Consider the following 19328-nt stretch of genomic DNA (forward strand, 5'->3'; position numbering starts at 1 on the left):
ACGGGGTAACCATGGATTATAACCGGGCAGCGCATATCGTTCCGGGCGCTGCCCCGTCGTTGTCGGTGCTACCATCTTGGCATGACGACACCATACCAACTTTATTATTGGGACGGCCTGCAGGGCCGCGGCGAGTTCGTGCGGCTGGCGCTGGAAGAAGCGGCGGTTCCGTATGTCGATGTGGCGCGGCAGAAGAAGGGCATGCCGGCGCTGCTGGCCAGCCTCGATGGCAGCCAGGTCGATCATCCGTCGTTCGCGCCGCCGGTGCTGCGCGCGGGCGAGCTGCTGATCGGGCAGACCGCCACCATCCTGATGTTCCTCGGCTCCCGCCATGGCCTGGCGCCGCGCGCGGAAGAGGGACGCTTGTGGGCCAGCCAGCTGCAGCTGACCATCGCCGACATTGTCGCCGAGGTGCACGACACGCATCATCCCATCTCCACCAGCAAATACTACGAAGAGCAGAAGAAGGAAGCGAGGGCGCGCGCCAAGTGCTTCCGCGAGGAGCGCATACCGAAGTTCCTCGATTATTTCGAGGGCGTGGTGGTGCGCAATCCTGGACGGGGCGGTTATGCGATCGGTTCGCGGCTGACCTATGTGGACCTGTCGCTGTTCCAGTTGATCGAGGGGCTGCGCTATGCCTTCCCGAAGGCGATGGCAAGGCTGGAGCCTTCGTATCCGGCGTTGATCGCGTTGCGCGACAAGGTGGCGCTGCGGCCCAATATCGCCGCCTATGTGGCGTCGAAGCGGCGGATACCGTTCAACGAAGACGGCATCTTCCGCCACTATCCCGAGCTGGATAAATAATCAGGCCGCGCTGGTCACCGGATAGCCGGCATCGGCGATGGCCGATTTGAGCGGAGCCAACGCGCTGGCGCTGGCGATCTTGACGGTCTTGCTGGCCAGGTCGATATCGACCTTGGCCGCCGCATCGACCGCCTGCACCGCCTTGGTCACCGCCCCCACGCAGTGCCCGCAGCTCATGTTTTCCACTTGCAGCTGATACATCGCCGTACTCCCTGAACAGTTTCGATGATCATACTGTAGTCCTTCCAGCCATGGGAAGGTCAAGCGGCAAAGAAATTTGTGTTCCTCACCCAAAAAAAGATTTGTCTATCGGCGTAAGCAAGGCTATCTTGAAGCAGGCGAACTTGAAATGAAGGTCACTATGCTCTATCCGATTTGTGTCTGGAAGGACGAGCGTAGCGCTTACGGCGCTGCGTTCCCTGACCTGCCCGGCGTCTTCACAGCCGCCGACGATCTGGATGATCTTCCCGCAATGGCGCAGGAGGCTGTCGCGCTCATGTTTGAGGGATCCGACAAACCGCTGCCCCCTCCAACAGCCATCGAGTGCTGGCAGGACAGCGAACGTTACCAAGGCGGGTTTTGGCTGCAGATCGAAGTCGGTCTCCCTGCAAGGTAAAAAAATCTGCCAGCAAGGCGAAATGGTGGCCCGCTACGGCATGATCAACGTACCGGAGTCGGCGCTTCGGCGCCATCTGCAAGAGCCGCTCAATTCTCCGGCGGATCGTCCAGCTTGGCCAGGTCGAGGCTGACCAGCGCCCAGATGCCGCCGGCGTAGTCCGGCTCGCGCGACAGGTATTCCACTTCCGACGGCTTGATCTCGAAGGCCTTGCCTTGCTCGACCAGTTGGCCGACATGGCCGTAGATGGCCTTGGTGGCGTTGCTCATGGCCTTGTCCACGGTTTCGCCGCTGCACACGCAGCCCGGAATGTCCGGGACCGTGACGCCGTACTTGCTGCCGCCGTGCTTCTGGATCAGGATAGGGATGTCCATGGTCGTACCTCGGCTGTGGCGTAAAAACGGGCGAAAATCAATGACTTGGGATGTCTAGTGTCATACAGCTTGCTGCCGGTTTCAAGCACTTTCGTGGCTGACTTCGTCTGTATTGTGCACTGCATTAAATCGTTGACATCACTAATTGTCTGCATTGCCACGAAATAAATGCTCTATTGCATCTTAAATGTATTCGAAGACAAAAAAGAAGCCCCGCCGGCATTGCTGCGGGCGGGGCTAACAGGTACGGATTTATTCTACTACAGGACGTCGCTTGCGTGGTCCGCCAGACGCGAGCGTTCGCCGCGCGCCAGCGTCACGTGGCCGCTGTGCGACCAGCCCTTGAAGCGGTCCACCACATAGGTCAGACCACTCGACCCTTCGGTCAGGTAAGGCGTGTCGATCTGCGCGATGTTACCCAGGCACAGGATCTTGGTGCCCGGACCGGCGCGGGTGACCAGGGTCTTGACCTGTTTCGGCGTCAAGTTCTGCGCTTCGTCGATGATCAGGAACTTGTTGACGAAGGTGCGGCCGCGCATGAAGTTGAGCGACTTGATCTTGATGCGCGAACGGATCAGGTCCTGCGTCGCCGCGCGGCCCCACTCGCCGCCGTCCGAATCGGACTTGTTGAGCACTTCGAGGTTGTCGTCGAAGGCGCCCATCCATGGCGACATCTTCTCTTCCTCGGTACCCGGCAGGAAGCCAATGTCTTCACCGACCGGCACCGTCACGCGGGTGACGATGATTTCGTTGTAGAGCTTGGTCTCCAGCACTTGCGCCAGGCCGGCGGCCAATGCCAGCAGGGTCTTGCCGGTACCGGCCTGGCCCAGCAGGGTGACGAAGTCGCACTCCGGATTCATCAGCAAGTTCAAGGCGAAGTTCTGCTCGCGGTTGCGGGCCGTGACACCCCACACATTGTTCTTGTTGTGGCTGAAGTCGCGCAGGGTCTGCAGCACGGCGGTCTTGCCGTTGATCTGCTTGACCTGGCCGTAGAAGGGCGCTTCGCCATTCTTCGGCTCCAGGAAGATGAACTGGTTGACCAGCAGCGAAGGCACGAACGGACCGGTGACGCGGTAGAACGTCGCGCTCTGGCCGTTCTTGTTTTCCTGCCAGCTTTCCAGGTCCTTGCCGTGCTTGGTCCAGAAGTCGTCCGGCAGCTGGACGATGCCCGAGTACAGCAGGTCGGTGTCTTCCAGCACGTGGTCGTTGAAGTAGTCCTCGGCCGGCAGGCCCAGCGCGCGTGCCTTGATGCGCATGTTGATGTCCTTCGACACCAGCACCACGGGACGGCCTTCCTGTTCCGCTTCCAGCGAGCGGACCACGGACAGGATCTGGTTGTCGGCCTTGCCGACCGGCAGGCCCACCGGCAGGTCGGCCGTTTGCAGGCGCGTCTGGAAGTACAGGCGGCCCTTGGCGTCCTTGTTGCCCAGCTTGGACAGCGGGATGCCGTTCTCGATGGCGTCGTCGTCGGTGTTGGAAACCAGCGCGTCCAAAGTGCGCGACACCTGGCGGGCATTGCGCGCCACCTCGGTCATGCCCTTCTTGTGGTTGTCCAGCTCTTCCAGCGTCATCATCGGCAGGTAGACGTCGTGCTCCTCGAAGCGGAACAGCGACGATGGATCGTGCATCAGCACGTTGGTGTCCAGCACGAACAGCTTGGTGGTGCCGGTCTGGTCGGCGTGGCGGCTGGTCGACGACTTGATCGACACTTCATGCGGCTTGTGCTTGGCCGGATGCGGCGCCTCGGCGTTGATCGGCGTGACCTTGCTGCGCGCGGCCGGTGCGGATTTTGCCTTGGTGGCAGGAGCCGCGGCTGGAGCGATGCCGGCGGCGGCGTTCTTCAATACTTCCGGCGCAGCCTTCAGCACGGCGGCGACGGTTTTCGACTTGGTTGTGGTTTTCGGGGGAACCGCTTTGGTCTTCGCTACAGGCACTGCTTTGACAGGCGCCGCTTTCTTCGGCGCGGGCGCAACCTCAGCCACCGCTACTATGGCGGGAACCGGGCGCGGCCCTGTCGCTTTTGGATAATCTTTGGCCAGAAGTAAAGTCGCTGGCTTACTAGGTAATTTTGGCAGTGGCATCAGGATCTCATTCAAAAAAAATCTGGAGGAATCCGCCCATAGGGCGAGAGCGCGCAGTGCGCGCGCGAGCGAACACAGCGAACTCTTGACCGGATGGGGTGGATGCTGGGTAAAACAGGTTATAAGACTGCCGACGGGCTCTCATCTCGCCCGGAGAAAGTACCGCGTGGTGGCCGGTTGGCCACCATGTAGGGTGGGAAGGATTACAGTGATGACTCAAGGGCTGTTACGCATGGTTCTGCTACGGTTAAGCAACTCTGGAAGCTGCAACGCGCACAACAACTAAGCCTGACGCGCTACAAATTCCAGCACTTCATCGACGTGACCCGCTACCTTCACGCCTCTCCATTCTTTCACTAATTGACCATTAGCGTCAATCACAAACGTACTACGCTCGATGCCGCGCACCGTCTTGCCGTACATTTGCTTCATCTTCATCACGCCGAACTGCTGGCACAGCGCTTCGTCCGGATCGGAAATCAGTTCGAAGGGCAGGCCCAGCTTGGCCTTGAAGCTTTCGTGCGAGCGCAGCGAATCGCGGCTGACGCCGTAGATTTCCGTGCCGGCGGCCTGGAATTGCTCGTACAGGTCGCGGAAAGCCATGTTTTCGGTGGTGCAGCCGGGCGTATTGTCCTTCGGGTAGAAGAACAGCACGGTGTGGCGCGCCGGCCGGCCGGACAGCTGGAAGGTCTGGCCGCTGGTCATTGCAGCGGAAAAGTCGCTCACTACGTTTTGGCTATCAGCCACAGGCTTTCTCCTGAACGGTATTTAAGAACGGGCGGCGCCTTGTACGATCAGCTGTCCCGAGCGGCCGGGCAGTTCGCCCCAGGTGATCGGGATGACCGGCACGGTCGAGTGCTGGATCTTCTGATAGTAGTCGGCCATGGACGCCAGTTGGTAACCCTGCGCCTGCCACCCAGCCAATAACTGCTCGAATATGGGGGCGAGTTTCTGGCCTTCAAGCTCAGCATGCAAAGTATAAACGTGGTCGCGCGCCGCGCCTTCGGTCAGCTTCAGCAGGAAGGCGGCGATGTTGCCGGTCGAGACCATGGTGCCGTCGATGTCGCGGCCCAGCAACTCGTCCAGGGTCGGCAGCGTGGTCGGCAGCTGGATGTGGGCCAGCACCTTGCCGCCGTCGGACAGGCGGTGGGGGCCGTCGGCCGGATTGGCCAGGCTGCCGTTGTCGTTGAGCACGCAGCGGCCGTCGGAGGCGTAGCCGTAGCCGGCCGTGTCGTGCTCGGCGAAGGCGGCGTTGTTCATCTGCCAGCCGGCCGCGCCGTGGGTGCGCGGCGCCGTGCCGAACACCTGCGTGAAACGGGCTGCGGCCTTGCGCATCATGCTGGTGGACCATTTGCCGTCGCGCTTGGCGACATTGTCCTGCCACAGCACGTGGTCCCAGGTGTGGATGCCGCATTCGAAGCCGGCGTCGCGCACCGCGCGCATCTCGGCGGCGCAATCCTTGCCGATGTCCGGGCCCGGCAGCAGGGTGCCGTACATCAGCGTCTTGAAGCCGTAGTGTTCGACCACGGAAGTGCGCGAGACCTTGCTGAAGAACCCGGGACGCAGCGCGCGGCGCAGCGCCCAGCCGGTGTGGTCCGGCCCCAGCGAAAACAGGAAAGTGGCGCCGGCGTTGTGCGCCTTCAGCATGCGCACCAGGTTAGGTACGCCTTCACGGGTGCCGCGATAGGTGTCGACGTCGATCTTCAACACCATCAGCGGTTTGCTGTTCAAAGTCTCGGTCAAATCTCAGTCCATCAGTTTTTGTGCTTCGGCTACCTGGCTGCGGTAGGCGTCGAAGATTTTCTTCAGGGCGTCGGCCATGGTGGTGGTCGGCTTCCAGTTCAGCTCTTCGCAGGTGTTGGTGATCTTCGGCACGCGGTTCTGCACGTCCTGGTAGCCCGAGCCGTAGTAGGCGCCGGACGTCGTTTCAACGATCTTGACCTGCTTGGCGCCGGTGGCGTACTCCGGATATTCCTCTGCCAGCTTCAGCATCATGCCGGCCAGTTCGCGGATCGAGTAGTTGTTGACCGGGTTGCCGATGTTGTAGATCTTGCCGCTGGCGGCGCCGTCCTTGTTGTCGATGATCTTCATCAGCGCGTCGATGCCGTCGTCGATGTCGGTGAACGCGCGTTTCTGCGCGCCGCCGTCGACCAGCGAGATGTTCTCGCCGCGGACGATGTGGCCGAAGAACTGCGTCACCACGCGCGACGAGCCTTCTTTCGGCGTATGGATGGAATCGAGGCCGGCGCCGATCCAGTTGAACGGACGGAACAGCGTGAAGTTCAGGCCTTCCATGCCGTAGCCCCAGATCACGCGGTCCATCAGCTGCTTGGCGTTGGAGTAGATCCAGCGCGGCTTGTTGATCGGGCCGCAGATCAGTTCCGAGTTCTCCGGATCGAACTCTTCGTCGTGGCACATGCCGTACACTTCCGAGGTCGACGGGAACACCAGGTGCTTGCCGTACTTGGCGGCCGAGCGGACGATGGGCAGGTTGGCCTCGAAGTCCAGTTCGAACACGCGCAGCGGCGCCTTGACATAGGTCGACGGCGTGGCGATGGCGACCAGCGGCAGGATCACGTCGCACTTCTTGACGTGGTACTCGACCCATTCCTTATTGATCGTGATGTCGCCTTCGAAGAAGTGCATGCGCGACTTGTAGGCCTCGTTTTCCAGCACGTCGGTGATGCGGTCGGTGCTCATGTCCATGCCGTAGACATGCCAGTCGGTCGTTTCCAGGATGCGCTTGGACAGGTGGTGGCCGATAAAGCCGTTGACGCCGAGGATGAGGACTTTTTTCATGTGAGTTTACCCAGGTAATGTTCGTTATCCGCCGGCGGCCAGCGCGGCCAGGCGGGATTGCAACTGCTCGGCCGTTACGGGTTCCCCGTCGGCCGTCAAGGCGGAAATCGTCAGCATACGGCCATCGCCGCACACGCCAAAGATGCAATTATCCACTACTGTCAAGCCCGGTGGCAAACTTAGCGATACAACATTGCCGAAATTGCCAGACAATCGGGCGCGCTGGACGACGTAGCGTACACCCCCCAGATCGGTGAAGGCGCCCGGGTAGGGCGGGGCGACGGCGCGGTGCAGGTTGTACACGTCCTGCGCCGGCAGCAGCCAGTTGATGCGGCCGTCCTCGGGCTTGCGGCCGCCGAAGTAGCCGCCCTTGCTCAGGTCGTTCTTGAGGCGCGGCGCGGTGCCGGCCAGCAGCGACGGCAGCACCCGCCACAGCGCCTGCTCGGCCGCCACGGTGACCTTGCCGAACACTTCGAACGCGGTGTCGTCGGGCAGGATGGGCACTTCCATCTGCGAGACGATGGCGCCGGCGTCTGGCTTGACGGTCATTTCGTGCAGTGTGGCGCCGGTGACGGTGGCACCGTGCAGCACCGCCCAGTTGACCGGCGCGCGGCCGCGGAATTCCGGCAGCAGCGAGCCGTGCATATTGAAGGCCGGCGCCACCGCCAGCAGCTCGGCAGGCAGCATGTTGCGATAGTAGAAGCTGAACATCAGGTCCGGCTTGGCGGCCTGGACCTGCTCCAGCAGCTCCGGCGATTTGGCGTCGGCCGGCGTGATGTAGGGGATGCCCTCGGCCTGGCACAGCGAAATCACCGATTCGAACCAGATGTTTTCGCTGGCGCTGTCCTCGTGGGTGACCACGAGCGCGACATCGACGCCGCCGGCCAGCAATACCTTCAGGCAGCGCACGCCGACATTGTGATAGCCGAAGACGACGGCGCGCGGTCGGTGGTCGAGATCACTCATAGTTGCGGCCCACGGTGCGTTTCTCCACGCCGGCCGGCACGTCGAGCTGCTGGCCGGGTTTCTGTTCGAGGATGGTCTGCACCACGTAGCGCGGACGGGCGCGCACCTGCTGGAAGATGCGGCCGATGTATTCGCCCAGCAAACCGATGCCGAACAGGATAGTGCCCATGAAGAAGAAGGCGATCGCGAACAGCGTGAACAGGCCTTCCGCTTCCGCGCCCAGGAACAGGCGGCGCACCAGCAGCACCAGCACCAGCAGGCCGGAGGCGATCGACAGCAGCATGCCGAACATCGAGAAGAACTGCAGCGGCACCAGCGAGAAGCCGGTGACCAGGTCGAAATTCAGGCGGATCAGGCTGTACAAGGAGTACTTCGATTCGCCGGCGGCGCGCTCCTCGTGCTCGACGATGATCTCGGTCGGCTTGCGCGAGAAGCGGTAGGCCAGCGCCGGCACGAAGGTGTTGACCTCGCCGCACTGGTTGACCAGGTCGATCACGTTGCGGCCGTAGGCGCGCAGCATATTGCCCTGGTCGGTGATCTTGATGTTGGTGATCTTTTCGCGCACGCGGTTCATGGCCTTGGACGCGTAGGTGCGCCACGCCGAATCCTGGCGCTTGCGGCGGATCGAACCGACGTAGTCGTAGCCTTCGCGCATCTTGGCCACCAGGTTGCCGATTTCCTCCGGCGGGTTCTGCAGGTCGGCGTCCAGCGTGATCATGATGTCGCCGCGCGACGCTTCGAAGCCGGCCAGGATGGCCATGTGCTGGCCGTAGTTGCCGTTGAACAGCACCACGCGGGTGACGTCGGGCCGCTGGCGGAACTGCTCGGCCAGGATGGACACCGAGTTGTCGCGGCTGCCGTCGTTGACGAACACGATTTCATAGCTGGCGCCGAGCTTGTCGAGCGCCGGGTACAGGCGGTCGAACAGGGCCTGCAGGCCGGCCTGCTCGTTGTAGATGGGAATGACGACGGAGATTTCAGGCTTCATCAGGGACACGCTCATTTGATCAGGATCGCTTTCACGGCGGCGACCGCGCGATCGACGTCGGCGGTGGTCATGGCGTAGAACATCGGCAAGGTCACGGTCAGGCGGCCGATCTTTTCCGACACGGGGAACATGCCCTCCTTGAAGCCGCGCTCGCGGTACATGGTGAACAAATGGATCGGCGCGTAATGGTAGCCAGTGCCGATGTTGTAGCGCTCCTGCATCGCGCGCATGAAGTCGGCGCGGGTGGCCGGGCCGTTATCGGGCAGCACGATCTGGAACAGGTGGTAGTTGCTGGTGTCGAAGGCCTGCAGCGGCAGCTGGGCGCCGGACTGCGCCTCGAACTCGGGGCCGAAGGCCTCGTAGTAACGGCGCGCCAGGTTGCGGCGGTGGGCGGTGATGTTGTCGATGTTGGCGAACTGGCCCAGGCCGATGGCGGCCATGATGTCGCTCATGTTGTACTTGCCGCCAAGGACATCGACATCGATGCCGTCGACGCCGCTGCGGGTCACGCCCTGCAGGCGGTATTTCTCCGCCAGCCTGGCTTCTTCCATATTGTTGAGCACCAGCGCGCCGCCTTCGCCGGTGGTGATGTTCTTGTTGGCCTGGAAGCTGAACGAGACGAAGTCGCCGAAGGAGCCGATGCGCTTGCCGTTCCACTCGGAACCGAAGGCTTGCGCCGCGTCTTCGATGACGCGCAGATTGTGTTTCTTGGCGATGGCGTACAGGCGGTCCATGTCGACCGGCAGGCCGGACAGGTAGACCGGGATGATGGCCTTGGTGCGGGGCGTGATCGCCGCTTCGACCTTATCGAGGTCGATGTTGCGGGTGAGCGGGTCGATGTCGGCGAACACCGGCGTGGCGCCCACTTCGATGATGACGTTGGCGGTGGCGACCCACGAGATCGACGTGGTGATCACTTCGTCGCCGGCGCCGATGCCGGCGATGCGCAGCGCGATCTCCATGGTGCAGGTGCCGGAATTGAAGGTGCGCACCGGACGGCCGCCGAAATACTCGGACATCTGGGCTTCGAAGGCCTGGACTTTCGGGCCGCTGGTGATCCAGCCGGAACGCAGCACGTCGCTGACGGCGGCGATGGTGGCCTCATCTATCGTTGGTTTCGAGAAGGGCAAAAAGGGCAGGGCGGAGGTCATTGGGTATTTCGCTCTCTCATACTGATTAGGGTTTTGGCTTATGGCCGCAATTCTAAATTGTTCGTCAGGTCCGCGCCAGCCAGGCGACCCCGACCAGGATGACGCCGATCGCCAGCAGGCGCTGCAGCGACAGCGCCTCGCCGAACAAGTACCAGGCGCCGATGGCGGTGACCACATAGCCCAGCGACAGCATCGGATAGGCGATCGACACGTCGACCCGCGACAGCGCGATGATCCACAACACCACCGACAGCACGTAGCAGGTCAGGCCGCCGATGATGGGCAGCTGGGTGGCGACCTTGAGGCCGACCGAAAACAGGTTGTCCAGCGTCAGGTGGATCTCGCCGACGTTCCTGGCGCCGGCCTTGAGCAGCAGTTGGGCCACGGCGTTGAGCAGCACGCCGAAGACGATGAAGCCGAAAGTTGCAATATTCATGACATTCTTTATCAATTACAGGTTGGCCACGATCACGCGGCGGGTGTCTTCCGCCACCACGCGCATGGCCAGGCCTTGTTCCTTCAGCTCGGCGTATTTCTCGTTGCTGATGATGGCCAGCGCCTTCACGCCTTGCTGCGTATGCTCCCTCCAGCGCTCGACGAACTCCTCCACCGTCGGGATCGACAGCTCCGGCTGCTGGCGCAGGCCGAAGGTGAATTCATCCCAGTAGTCGACCAGCACCACGGTGCGGCGCAGGTAGAAGGTCATCGATTGTTCGTAGGTGGCGACCGAATACACCCGGGTGTCCGGCTTGAGCTCGGGCAGCATCTTTTGCGCGATGGCTTTGCCGGCGCGCATTTTGCCATAAGGCTCGAAGCCGGTCAGGATCAGCTGGGTGGACAGGAAGCCGGCCACGGCCATGGTCAGCACCGTCAGGTCGCGCCGCAGGTGGCGCGCATGCAGCAGCGCCAGCGCGCCGCCGGCGGCGGCAATGATGCCGGCCGTCAGCACCCACGGCTGGTAGGCTTCCAGCAGGACCGTCTCGTCGCGGTGGCGCACCGCCATGTGCACCATCTGCGGCACGGCGGCCAGGCCGGCCACGCCGATCAGCACCAGCAGGCCGGCGGCGACCATGCGGCTGCGGCGCGAGGCGCTTTCCAGGTAGACCCCGATCAATATCGCCAGCGCCGGGAAGATCGGCAGGATGTAGCCGGGCAGCTTGGAGCTGGAATAGCTGAAGAAGAAGAAAATGAACACGGCCCAGATCAGCAGCAGCAGCTTGGGCTGGAACACGGCGCTGCGCTCGCGCTGCAGCGCGCCCCACAGCGCCTGCGGCAGCACGCCCAGCCACGGCACGATGCCCGGGATCAGCATCACGAAGAAGTAGTACCAGGCGCCTTCGCGGTGGTGGGTCTTCAGGAAGAAGCGTTCCCAGTGCTCGTGCACGAAGAAGAAGTAGGGCTGCTCGGGATTCTTCAGCGCCACCAGCACGAACCACGGCGTGGCGATGGCGAAGAACAGCAGCAGGCCCTTGCCCAGGTGCAGCCGGGTCCAGATCGCCAGGTCGCGCGACAAGGCCGAGTACAGCACCAGCACCGCGCCCGGCAGCACCAGACCGATCAGGCCCTTGGCCAGCACCGCCAGCGCCATGCCGGCCCAGCAGACCAGCATCCAGTTGCGGCGCTCGGCCTCGGTGGCGCGGTCGCGCTGGGCCACCAGCAGCGCGCACAGGGCGATGGTCATCATGCCCGACAGGCTCATGTCCAGCGAATCGATCTGGCCGGAGGCCACCCAGAACAGGCTGGAACCGAGCGCCAGCGCGGCGTAGAAGCCGGCGCGGGGGCCGAACGCGCGCCGCGCGGCATAGCCGGTCAGCAGCACGCCGCCCAGGCCGCACAGGCCGGTCCACAGGCGCGCCTGCCATTCGCCCAGGCCGAACACGGCAAACGAGGCCGCGTTCATCCAGGTCTGCAGCGGTGGTTTTTCAAAGTACTTGATGCCGTTCAGGCGGGTGGTGATCCAGTCTCCGGTGCTGAACATCTCGCGCGCCATTTCGGCGTAGCGGCCCTCGTCGGGCGGCACCAGCGTGCGCACGCCGAGCACATACAGCCAGACGATGACAAAGGCCGCCAGCAGCGACCAGACGAATTTTTTATTGTTATAGAGATCGTTCATCAGGCGGTTTTGGCCTCGTCGGGATTGATGATCAGGGCCAGCGTGACCTTGCGGCCCTCGCCCATCAGGATGTTGTAGGTGCGGCAGGCGGCCTGGCTGTCCATGCATTCGACGCCGATGCGGCGCATCGTCAGCGCGGCCGTCAGGCGCGGATGGATGAAGCGCTGCCTGGCGCCGGTGCCGAGGATGACGACGTCCGGGCTGTCGGCGCCGATGATGTCGAAATGCTCTGCGGTAATAGATTCGAAGGTCGGGGCATCCCAGGCGCGCGGCGGGCTTTCCGGCAGCACGATCAGGCTGTAGTTGTAGCGCTCGGCGTTGATTTCGACGCCGGTTTCATCGTAGCCGGTGACGGTCTGGTATTTTTGAGTATCGCTTGCGTGGAGCTTCATGACGGAATAGCGGTTTTAGTCGGCAAAAGAAGCGTCATTGTAGCGTTTTTCCGGGGTGATCCAGCCTGAAAGGTTGATTAAATGGGAGGCTTTCGGCAGAATGGATCTTTTCGCATTGCAGCAAAGGCCGCCGCCGCGTTTTTGGCAGGTCAGAGCAATTTGCTTCACCTAGACAGGATTTTATTTTGCGACCGATTCAAAAATCGAACAAACTGGCCGAAGTCTGCTACGAGATCCGCGGTCCGGTGCCGGAAAAAGCCCGGCAAATGGAGGAGGAAGGCCATAAGATCACAAAGTTGAATATTGGCAACTTGGCCGTGTTCGGCTTCGATCCGCCGGATGAAATCGTCCAGGACATGAAGATCAACCTGCCCAACGCGGCCGGCTACACCGATTCCAAGGGCATGTTCGCGCCGCGCAAGGCGGTGGTGCATTACACGCAGGGCAAGAATATCCCCGGCGTCGGCATCGAAGACGTGTACCTGGGCAATGGCGCCTCCGAGCTGATCGTCATGTCGATGAACGCGCTGCTCAACACCGGCGACGAGGTGCTGGTGCCGGCGCCCGACTATCCGCTGTGGACCGCCGCCGTGTCGCTGTCGGGCGGCACGCCGGTGCACTACATCTGCGACGAGCAGCAGGAGTGGTACCCGGACATCGAGGACATGCGCCGCAAGATCAACTCGAACACGCGCGCCATCGTCGTCATCAACCCCAACAATCCGACCGGCGCGCTGTATCCGGTCGAGCTGCTGCTGCAGATCATCGAACTGGCGCGCCAGCACGAGCTGATCATCTACGCCGACGAGATCTACGACAAGGTGCTGTACGACGGCGCCGAGCACGTGTCGATCGCCTCGCTAGCCGACGACGTGCTGTTCGTCACCTTCAACGGCCTGTCGAAGAACTACCGCGCCTGCGGCTACCGTTCCGGCTGGATGGTGGTGTCGGGCGAGAAATCCCATGCGAAAGACTATATCGAGGGCCTCAACATGCTGGCCTCGATGCGCTTGTGCGCCAACGCACCGGGCCAGTTTGCGATCCAGACTGCGCTCGGCGGCTACCAGTCGATCCACGACCTGGTGGGGCCGGGCGGGCGCCTGTTGAAGCAACGCGACCTCGCCTACCAGCTGCTGACCGATATCCCGGGCGTCACCTGCGTCAAGCCGAAAGCGGCGCTGTACATGTTCCCGCGTCTCGATCCGAAGATCTACCCGATCGCGGACGACCAGCAGTTCGCCTACGAGCTGCTGGCCGAAACGAAAGTGCTGATCGTCCAGGGCAGCGGCTTCAACTGGATCGCCCCGGACCACTTCCGCGTGGTGTTCCTGCCGAACTCGGACGACATGACGGAAGCCTTTGGCCGCATCGCCAGGTTCATGGAAGGCTACCGCAACCGCCACGGCGCCAGCTTTTAACAACCGCGTCATTCCCGCGGAAGCGGGAATCCATAGGCCGCGTCCAGCCCGGCTCAGCATGGATTCCCGCCTGCGCGGGAATGACGAGGCTCAAACTATAGAAACGGTTTATATGAAATCCATCAAAGTAGGCTTGTTAGGCGTCGGCAATGTCGGCGGCGGTACGTTCGATGTGCTCGCGCGCAACCAGGAAGAAATCCGCCGCCGCGCCGGCCGCGGCATCGAAGTGGTGGCCGTCTCGGCCCGCAACCTGGAACGCGCCAAGGCGCGCACCGGCGGCAAGGTCAAAGTGGTCGCCAGCCCGTTCGACATCGTCAACGATCCCGAGATCGACATCGTCGTCGAGCTGATCGGCGGCTACGACGAAGCCAAGGCGCTGGTGCTGCAGGCCATCGCCAACGGCAAGCACGTGGTCACCGCCAACAAGGCGCTGCTGGCCGTGCACGGCAACGAGATATTCGCCGCGGCCCAGGCCAAGGGCGTGATGGTGGCGTTCGAGGCGGCCGTGGCCGGCGGCATCCCCATCATCAAGGCGCTGCGCGAAGGCCTGACCGCCAACCGCATCGAATGGCTGGCCGGCATCATCAACGGCACCACCAACTTCATCCTGTCCGAGATGCGCGACAAGGGCCTGGACTTCGCCACCGTGCTCAAGCAGGCGCAGGAACTGGGCTACGCCGAAGCCGACCCGACCTTCGACATCGAAGGCGTGGACGCGGCGCACAAGGCCACCATCATGTCGGCCATCGCCTTCGGCATTCCGGTGCAGTTCGACAAGGCGCACGTCGAGGGCATCTCCAAGCTCAACGCGATCGACATCCGCTACGCCGAGCAACTGGGCTACCGCATCAAGCTGCTGGGCATCGCCAAGCGCGCCAAGGTCAACGGCACAGAGGGCGTGGAGCTGCGCGTGCATCCGACGCTGATCCCGGCCAAGCGCCTGATCGCCAACGTCGAGGGCGCGATGAACGCGGTGCTGGTGCATGGCGACGCCGTCGGCGCCACGCTTTACTACGGCAAGGGCGCCGGCGCCGAGCCGACCGCCTCGGCGGTGATCGCCGACCTGGTCGACATCACCCGCCTGGCCACGGCCGACCCGGAACACCGCGTGCCGCACCTGGCGTTCCAGCCCAACGAGATGACCGATATCGAGATCCTGCCGATGTCGGAGATCACCACCAGCTACTACCTGCGCATGAACGTCAGCGACCAGCCGGGCGTGCTGGCCGACCTGACCCGCATCCTGGCCGACGCCACGATCTCGATCGATGCCATGCTGCAGAAGGAGCCGGCCGAGGGCGAGACCCGTACCGACATCATCTTCCTGACCCACCAGACGCAGGAAAAGAACGTCACCGCCGCCATCGCCAAGATGGAAGGCTTGCCGACCGTGTGCGGCAGCGTGACCAAGATCCGCCTGGAAAACCTGAGCTAGGCCCCCGAGCCAAGCCGGACGAAAAAAGGCCGGGCAGCGTCTACGCACGCTGTCCGGCAAAGGGTCCTACTCCTATTAACTCGGTGCTGCCGCCGCGGCATCGCTGCTGCGGCTGTCCTGCGATTATTTCGAAGCGACCGTCAGTTCGCTTTTCACTTCTTTCACGCCTGGCACTGCCGAGGCGACCTGGATCGCCTTGGTGCCGACATCGGTGCTGGCTACCGAGCCGCTCAGAACGACCACGCCGTCGGTGGTGGTCACGCCGATTTGTTTTTGATCAGCCAGGGAAGCCTTGATTTTGCTGGTGATGGCGTCGTCGTTGGTGGCGGCGCCGGTCTTGGCTGCGCCGGCCATGGCGGCGTCGGTCTGGGCGAAGGCGGTGCCGGTGGCGGCAGCGGCGGTCAGGGTGGCGGCAACCATCAGGCGGGCGATCAGTTTGGTAGTCATCATGATTTGCTTCCTTTTTCAAGTTAGGGTGAAACGTCAGTGACGTTACCCTATCCTCAGCAAACCCCGTGCCAGCTCTGATATTCCCTTTTAATTCAATGGCTTAAGTGCGATTTTCCTGCTGGAAAGCGGGTTGGCATGGCATTTCAGGCCATATTGCCGCGATTTTGTCGGGTTTTGGCGACAAGCTCCGGTCGCCAATCGCCAAGTTATTGATTCTTAAGGGGTTCTTCCTGTCGCTCGGCGGCGACAAGGCTGGAATCGCTACGGAAGAGACTGGCATCCAGGTCGTATTTCTGCAGCAGGCGGTAGAACTCCGTGCGGTTGCGCTCGGCCAGGCGGGCGGCGTCGGCGACGTTGCCGTCGGTCAGTTTCAGTAGCTGGACCAGGTAGTTGCGCTCGAAGCGCTGCTTGGCCTCGGTATAGCTGAGCACCTCCAGCGACGGCACCCGCAAGGCCCGCTGCACCAGCGACAGCGGCACCAGCGGCGCCGTGGCCAGCGCGCACACGTGTTCGATCACGTTGTACAGCTGGCGCACGTTGCCGGGCCAGGCGGCCGTGGTCAGCGCCTCCAGCGCGCCGGGAGCGTAGCCGCGCACCGTCTTGCCGTACTTGGCGGCCAGCGTCAGCAGGAACTGGGTCGCCATCGGCGCGATGTCCTCGCGCCGCTGCGACAGCGGCGGCAGGGTCAGCGTGATGACGTTGAGGCGGTAGTACAAGTCCTCGCGGAACTGGCCTTCGAGCATGGCGGCGTCCAGGTCGCGGTGGGTGGCCGACAGGATGCGCACGTCGACCGGCCGCGCGACGTCCGAGCCCAGCTGGCGCACCACGCGCTCCTGCAGCACCCGCAGCAGCTTGACCTGCAGCAGCAGCGGCATGTCGCCGATCTCGTCGAGGAACAGCGTGCCGCCGTCGGCCGCCTGCAGCAGGCCTTCGCGGGCGGCGACGGCGCCGGTGTAGGCGCCCTTGACGTGGCCGAACAGCTCGGACTCCAGCAGCGGCTCCGGTATCGCGCCGCAATTGACGGCGATGAACGGCGCCTTGCTGCGGCGGCTGGCGCGGTGGATGGCGTTGGCCAGCAGCTCCTTGCCGGTGCCGCTTTCGCCGCGGATCAGGATGCTGGCGTCGGAGGCGGCCACCAGCCGCGCCTCGGCCAGCAATTCGTCCATCACCTGGCTGCGGCTGATGAGGCCGGCGCGCCAGGCGTGGTCGCCGCTGGCCGCGCCGGGATCGGGGGCGGACAGGCTCAGCGCCTGCGCCACGCGCTCCAGCAGCAGCTTGGCGTCGAACGGCTTGGTCAGGTAGGCGTAGGCGCCCAGCGTGGTCGCCTCCACCGCGTCGGGGATGGTGCCGTGGGCGGTCAGCAGGATCACCGGCAGCGCCGGCCAGGTGCTGCGGATTTCCTGGAACAGCGACATGCCGTCGCGGTCCGGCAGGCGGATGTCGCTGATGACCAGGCGAGGCAGCTCGATGGCCATGCGCGCCAGCGCCGCCTCGGCGCTGCCGACCGCCGTGACGCGGTAGCCGTTGGCGCCCAGCCGCATCGACAGCAGGCGCAGCAGGTCGGCGTCGTCGTCGACCAGCAGCAGGTGGGCGCCCTGGCTGGCGGCAGGAGCTTGCGCGGCGCTCATTTGATCACCGCCTGCGGGCCGGGCGCAGGCCGCGCCGGCAGCGTGCGTTCGATGGTCTTCAGGCCTTCCAGCATGTCGTTCAGCTGTTCGATGCGGCGCTGGCTGTCCTTTTGCTGCACCAGCAGCTTGTCGGCATGGTCGGCCAGCCGGCGCGTTTCCGCGCAGTTGCTGGACAGCAGTTGCGCCAGCGCCTTGAACGGCGCCGATTCGGTGTCGGTGGCGGTGGCCACGCTGTCGAGCAGCGCCTGGGCGCGCGCCAGGTCGCCGCTGCCGCGCGTCAGCATCAGCACCATGCCCATCTGCACCGCCACGCGCGGGCTGCGCTGCTGCAAGCCCAGTCCGCTCAGCTCCTTCAGCATGTCGCCCTGGCTCATCTTGCGCAGTTGCTGGTGGTAGCTGAGCAGCGGCCCGACTTCGTCCGGCGGCGCCAGCGGCGCCACTTCCTGCACCGGTGGTGGCGGCGGCAGGTTGACTTCCATCTGCGGAGGCGGCGCCGGCATCGGCGAATTCAGGCTGCAGCCGGCCAGCGACAGGCTGAGCAGCAACAGGATCAGCAGCAGCGGGGGCCGCAAGGCGGCGCGAGGATGATCATATTTCATAGGGCAATTCGATTCTGAAATGCGCGCCGCGTTCGGCGGGCAACAGTTGCAAGGCGCCGCCGTGGGCGGCGACGTATTCGTGGACGATGGACAGGCCGATGCCGTTGCCGCGGCGCGCGCCCGGCGGCTGGCGCTGTCCCTGGTAAAACGGTTCGAAGATGCGCGCCGCGTCGTCCGGCGCCACGCCCGGCCCCTGGTCGACGCAATCGAGCAGCAGCCTGCCGTGCCGCTCGCCGAGGCGGAAGGAGATCAGTCCGCCTTGCGGGCTGAAGCGCACCGCGTTCGACAGCAGGTTGCCGATCGCCACGCCGAGCTTGTCGGCATCGACGGCGATCGCGCGCGCCTTGCCTTCGGTGCTGACGGTCAGGCCGCCGGCCTGCCACTGCAGCCGCTGCGCGGCGATCGCCTGCTGCAGCAAGGCCGCCATGTCGGCCGGATGGCGCTGCAGGTGGTGGGCGTCGAAGGTGGCCGCGTTGTAACGCAGCAGCGCTTCGATCTGCGACTGCAGCGCCGCCGTGTTCTGGTTCAAGATGCCGGCGATCTCGCGCTGGTTGGGCGACAGCGCGCCGGCCACGCCATCCTCCAGCAGGGCCACCCCCTCGCGCAGCGCGGCCAGCGGCGTCTTCAGCTCGTGCGAGATGTGGCGCAGGAAGCGCGCCTTGTCCGCCTCCAGGTCGGCCAGCCGCTGGCGCAGCCAGTTCAGTTGCTGACCGACGCGCTGCAGGTCGCTGGGGCCGCGCACCTCGATGGCGTGGTCGAAGCGGTTTTCGCCGAGCAGGTCGATCGCCGTTTCGATTTGCGCCAGCGGGCGCGACAGCCACAGGCCGAAGCCGCCGGCCAGCAGCGCCGCCAGCACGATGGACCCCAGCACCTGCGCCTTGAGCACGGCGCGCCGCTGGTCCAGTTCGCCCAGCAGTTCGCTGTTGCGGCGCTCGACTTCCTGCTTGACCTCGTCGGCTAGCCGGGCGTTCACCGTGGGCAGCGGCGCCAGCACTTTTTCCAGCGCCTGCTGGCGCGCGGACGAGCGCGGTCGCGCCGGCGCCTGCAACAAGTCCCAGGCCTGCTCGCCGGAACGGCGCCACAGGTCGAAGGTGGCGGCCGGCGTGTAGGGCAGGGACGCCGCCACCGCGTCCAGCGCGGCGCGCGCCTCGCGCCAGGCGTCGGCGTAGCGCTTGCGGAAGGCCGGGTCGTCCAGCACCAGGAACTGGCGCGCGCTGCGCGTCATCGCCACGCTGCGTTCGGCCAGCTGCTGCGTGTTTTCGGTCAGCGCCAGCGCATGGCGGCCGCTGTCGCGGCTGTGCGCGGCAAGCCGGTCCAGCGTCCACAGGGCATGCAGGGAAGCCGCGCTCAGCAGCACCGCGATCAGCAGGAAGACGCCCAGCAGCAATTGGCGAAACGAGAGTTTCGAGAGCATCGTCGTTGAATAGTATCTATATTGGCTGAATGATATGGCGAAAGCGCCCCTACAGCCTGTTCGATTGGTGGCGTTGCAGTTCCGCACAGCAGCGGAATTT

20 protein-coding genes are annotated in these 19328 nt (G+C 63.9%); 4 read left to right on the forward strand and 16 right to left on the reverse strand.

Annotated features, from left to right (window positions below; genetic code table 11):
• The first annotated feature begins 81 nt into the window (after positions 1-81).
• Entirely contained in the window at positions 82-804 is a 723-nt protein-coding gene (locus tag ABWW33_RS31275) for a glutathione S-transferase (RefSeq protein ID WP_353405329.1), read from the forward strand.
• Here ABWW33_RS31275 and ABWW33_RS31280 read toward each other — a convergent pair whose 3' ends face one another.
• A complete protein-coding gene (locus ABWW33_RS31280; protein ID WP_353405330.1) occupies positions 805-1005 on the reverse strand; it encodes a heavy-metal-associated domain-containing protein in 201 nt (66 codons plus the stop codon). It abuts the gene before it with no gap.
• Between the two features lie 148 nt (positions 1006-1153).
• On the opposite strand from ABWW33_RS31280, the gene ABWW33_RS31285 reads away from it, so the two are divergent.
• Positions 1154-1420: a type II toxin-antitoxin system HicB family antitoxin gene (locus ABWW33_RS31285; protein WP_353405331.1), complete on the forward strand. Its 267-nt coding sequence runs from the start codon at positions 1154-1156 to the stop codon at positions 1418-1420.
• Between the two features lie 89 nt (positions 1421-1509).
• Here ABWW33_RS31285 and ABWW33_RS31290 read toward each other — a convergent pair whose 3' ends face one another.
• The 11 genes from ABWW33_RS31290 to ABWW33_RS31340 all read right to left on the reverse strand — a co-directional run bounded on the left by ABWW33_RS31290 (position 1510) and on the right by ABWW33_RS31340 (position 12284).
• The gene (locus ABWW33_RS31290; RefSeq protein ID WP_176652084.1) at positions 1510-1794 is read right to left on the reverse strand and encodes a type II toxin-antitoxin system HicB family antitoxin; all 285 of its coding nucleotides are present in this window, start codon (positions 1792-1794) and stop codon (positions 1510-1512) included.
• Positions 1795-2054: 260 nt separating this feature from the next.
• Entirely contained in the window at positions 2055-3875 is a 1821-nt protein-coding gene (locus ABWW33_RS31295) for a PhoH family protein (protein WP_353405332.1), read from the reverse strand.
• 282 nt (positions 3876-4157) lie between these two features.
• Positions 4158-4622, reverse strand: coding sequence for a peroxiredoxin (locus ABWW33_RS31300; protein WP_353405333.1), 465 nt, complete (start codon positions 4620-4622; stop codon positions 4158-4160).
• A 21-nt stretch (positions 4623-4643) separates the two neighbouring features.
• On the reverse strand, positions 4644-5588 hold the full coding sequence (locus ABWW33_RS31305) for a polysaccharide deacetylase family protein (RefSeq protein WP_353405359.1): 945 nt from the start codon (positions 5586-5588) through the stop codon (positions 4644-4646).
• Positions 5589-5621: 33 nt separating this feature from the next.
• Positions 5622-6674, reverse strand: a complete 1053-nt coding sequence (locus ABWW33_RS31310) for a bifunctional UDP-4-keto-pentose/UDP-xylose synthase (protein WP_176652082.1) — start codon at positions 6672-6674, stop codon at positions 5622-5624.
• Positions 6675-6698: 24 nt separating this feature from the next.
• On the reverse strand, positions 6699-7640 hold the full coding sequence (locus tag ABWW33_RS31315; RefSeq protein WP_353405334.1) for a formyltransferase: 942 nt from the start codon (positions 7638-7640) through the stop codon (positions 6699-6701).
• Positions 7633-8628: a glycosyltransferase gene (locus tag ABWW33_RS31320; RefSeq protein WP_353405361.1), complete on the reverse strand. Its 996-nt coding sequence runs from the start codon at positions 8626-8628 to the stop codon at positions 7633-7635. The genes ABWW33_RS31315 and ABWW33_RS31320 overlap by 8 nt, the downstream gene beginning before the upstream one ends.
• An 11-nt stretch (positions 8629-8639) precedes the next feature.
• The gene (locus tag ABWW33_RS31325) at positions 8640-9779 is read right to left on the reverse strand and encodes a DegT/DnrJ/EryC1/StrS family aminotransferase (protein ID WP_176652080.1); all 1140 of its coding nucleotides are present in this window, start codon (positions 9777-9779) and stop codon (positions 8640-8642) included.
• A gap of 64 nt (positions 9780-9843) precedes the next feature.
• Entirely contained in the window at positions 9844-10215 is a 372-nt protein-coding gene (locus ABWW33_RS31330) for an SMR family transporter (RefSeq protein WP_176652079.1), read from the reverse strand.
• Between the two features lie 15 nt (positions 10216-10230).
• Entirely contained in the window at positions 10231-11892 is a 1662-nt protein-coding gene (locus ABWW33_RS31335) for a glycosyltransferase family 39 protein (protein ID WP_353405336.1), read from the reverse strand.
• Positions 11892-12284, reverse strand: a complete 393-nt coding sequence (locus ABWW33_RS31340) for an Mth938-like domain-containing protein (RefSeq protein WP_353405337.1) — start codon at positions 12282-12284, stop codon at positions 11892-11894. The genes ABWW33_RS31335 and ABWW33_RS31340 overlap by 1 nt, the downstream gene beginning before the upstream one ends.
• Positions 12285-12469: 185 nt before the next feature.
• On the opposite strand from ABWW33_RS31340, the gene ABWW33_RS31345 reads away from it, so the two are divergent.
• Together ABWW33_RS31345 and ABWW33_RS31350 are read left to right on the forward strand one after the other, a co-directional pair.
• Positions 12470-13702, forward strand: coding sequence for a pyridoxal phosphate-dependent aminotransferase (locus tag ABWW33_RS31345; protein ID WP_353405338.1), 1233 nt, complete (start codon positions 12470-12472; stop codon positions 13700-13702).
• 112 nt (positions 13703-13814) lie between these two features.
• A complete protein-coding gene (locus ABWW33_RS31350; RefSeq protein ID WP_353405340.1) occupies positions 13815-15137 on the forward strand; it encodes a homoserine dehydrogenase in 1323 nt (440 codons plus the stop codon).
• A 123-nt stretch (positions 15138-15260) separates the two neighbouring features.
• On the opposite strand, the gene ABWW33_RS31355 is transcribed toward ABWW33_RS31350, so the two are convergent.
• The 4 genes from ABWW33_RS31355 to ABWW33_RS31370 form a co-directional block, all read right to left on the reverse strand.
• Entirely contained in the window at positions 15261-15587 is a 327-nt protein-coding gene (locus tag ABWW33_RS31355) for a BON domain-containing protein (protein ID WP_176652074.1), read from the reverse strand.
• A 206-nt stretch (positions 15588-15793) separates the two neighbouring features.
• On the reverse strand, positions 15794-17215 hold the full coding sequence (locus ABWW33_RS31360; RefSeq protein ID WP_353405342.1) for a sigma 54-interacting transcriptional regulator: 1422 nt from the start codon (positions 17213-17215) through the stop codon (positions 15794-15796).
• The gene (locus ABWW33_RS31365) at positions 17212-17814 is read right to left on the reverse strand and encodes a hypothetical protein (protein ID WP_353405344.1); all 603 of its coding nucleotides are present in this window, start codon (positions 17812-17814) and stop codon (positions 17212-17214) included. Before ABWW33_RS31365 ends, ABWW33_RS31360 begins: the two co-directional genes overlap by 4 nt.
• On the reverse strand, positions 17804-19228 hold the full coding sequence (locus ABWW33_RS31370; RefSeq protein WP_176652071.1) for a sensor histidine kinase: 1425 nt from the start codon (positions 19226-19228) through the stop codon (positions 17804-17806). The genes ABWW33_RS31365 and ABWW33_RS31370 overlap by 11 nt, the downstream gene beginning before the upstream one ends.
• Positions 19229-19328 lie beyond the last annotated feature (100 nt).

It is taken from the genome of Duganella hordei (assembly GCF_040369125.1).
Lineage (GTDB): Bacteria > Pseudomonadota > Gammaproteobacteria > Burkholderiales > Burkholderiaceae_D > Rugamonas > Rugamonas hordei.

Coding starts and splice junctions, on each gene's coding strand:
- ABWW33_RS31305 (WP_353405359.1), bottom strand. CDS start 5,588: ATGGTGTTGAAGATCGACGTCGACACCTATCGCGGCACCCGTGAAGGC.
- ABWW33_RS31325 (WP_176652080.1), bottom strand. CDS start 9,779: ATGACCTCCGCCCTGCCCTTTTTGCCCTTCTCGAAACCAACGATAGAT.
- ABWW33_RS31350 (WP_353405340.1), top strand. CDS start 13,815: ATGAAATCCATCAAAGTAGGCTTGTTAGGCGTCGGCAATGTCGGCGGC.
- ABWW33_RS31355 (WP_176652074.1), bottom strand. CDS start 15,587: ATGATGACTACCAAACTGATCGCCCGCCTGATGGTTGCCGCCACCCTG.
- ABWW33_RS31310 (WP_176652082.1), bottom strand. CDS start 6,674: ATGAAAAAAGTCCTCATCCTCGGCGTCAACGGCTTTATCGGCCACCAC.
- ABWW33_RS31365 (WP_353405344.1), bottom strand. CDS start 17,814: ATGAAATATGATCATCCTCGCGCCGCCTTGCGGCCCCCGCTGCTGCTG.
- ABWW33_RS31330 (WP_176652079.1), bottom strand. CDS start 10,215: ATGAATATTGCAACTTTCGGCTTCATCGTCTTCGGCGTGCTGCTCAAC.
- ABWW33_RS31360 (WP_353405342.1), bottom strand. CDS start 17,215: ATGAGCGCCGCGCAAGCTCCTGCCGCCAGCCAGGGCGCCCACCTGCTG.
- ABWW33_RS31285 (WP_353405331.1), top strand. CDS start 1,154: ATGAAGGTCACTATGCTCTATCCGATTTGTGTCTGGAAGGACGAGCGT.
- ABWW33_RS31370 (WP_176652071.1), bottom strand. CDS start 19,228: ATGCTCTCGAAACTCTCGTTTCGCCAATTGCTGCTGGGCGTCTTCCTG.
- ABWW33_RS31340 (WP_353405337.1), bottom strand. CDS start 12,284: ATGAAGCTCCACGCAAGCGATACTCAAAAATACCAGACCGTCACCGGC.
- ABWW33_RS31335 (WP_353405336.1), bottom strand. CDS start 11,892: ATGAACGATCTCTATAACAATAAAAAATTCGTCTGGTCGCTGCTGGCG.
- ABWW33_RS31320 (WP_353405361.1), bottom strand. CDS start 8,628: ATGAAGCCTGAAATCTCCGTCGTCATTCCCATCTACAACGAGCAGGCC.
- ABWW33_RS31315 (WP_353405334.1), bottom strand. CDS start 7,640: ATGAGTGATCTCGACCACCGACCGCGCGCCGTCGTCTTCGGCTATCAC.
- ABWW33_RS31280 (WP_353405330.1), bottom strand. CDS start 1,005: ATGTATCAGCTGCAAGTGGAAAACATGAGCTGCGGGCACTGCGTGGGG.
- ABWW33_RS31295 (WP_353405332.1), bottom strand. CDS start 3,875: ATGCCACTGCCAAAATTACCTAGTAAGCCAGCGACTTTACTTCTGGCC.
- ABWW33_RS31275 (WP_353405329.1), top strand. CDS start 82: ATGACGACACCATACCAACTTTATTATTGGGACGGCCTGCAGGGCCGC.
- ABWW33_RS31290 (WP_176652084.1), bottom strand. CDS start 1,794: ATGGACATCCCTATCCTGATCCAGAAGCACGGCGGCAGCAAGTACGGC.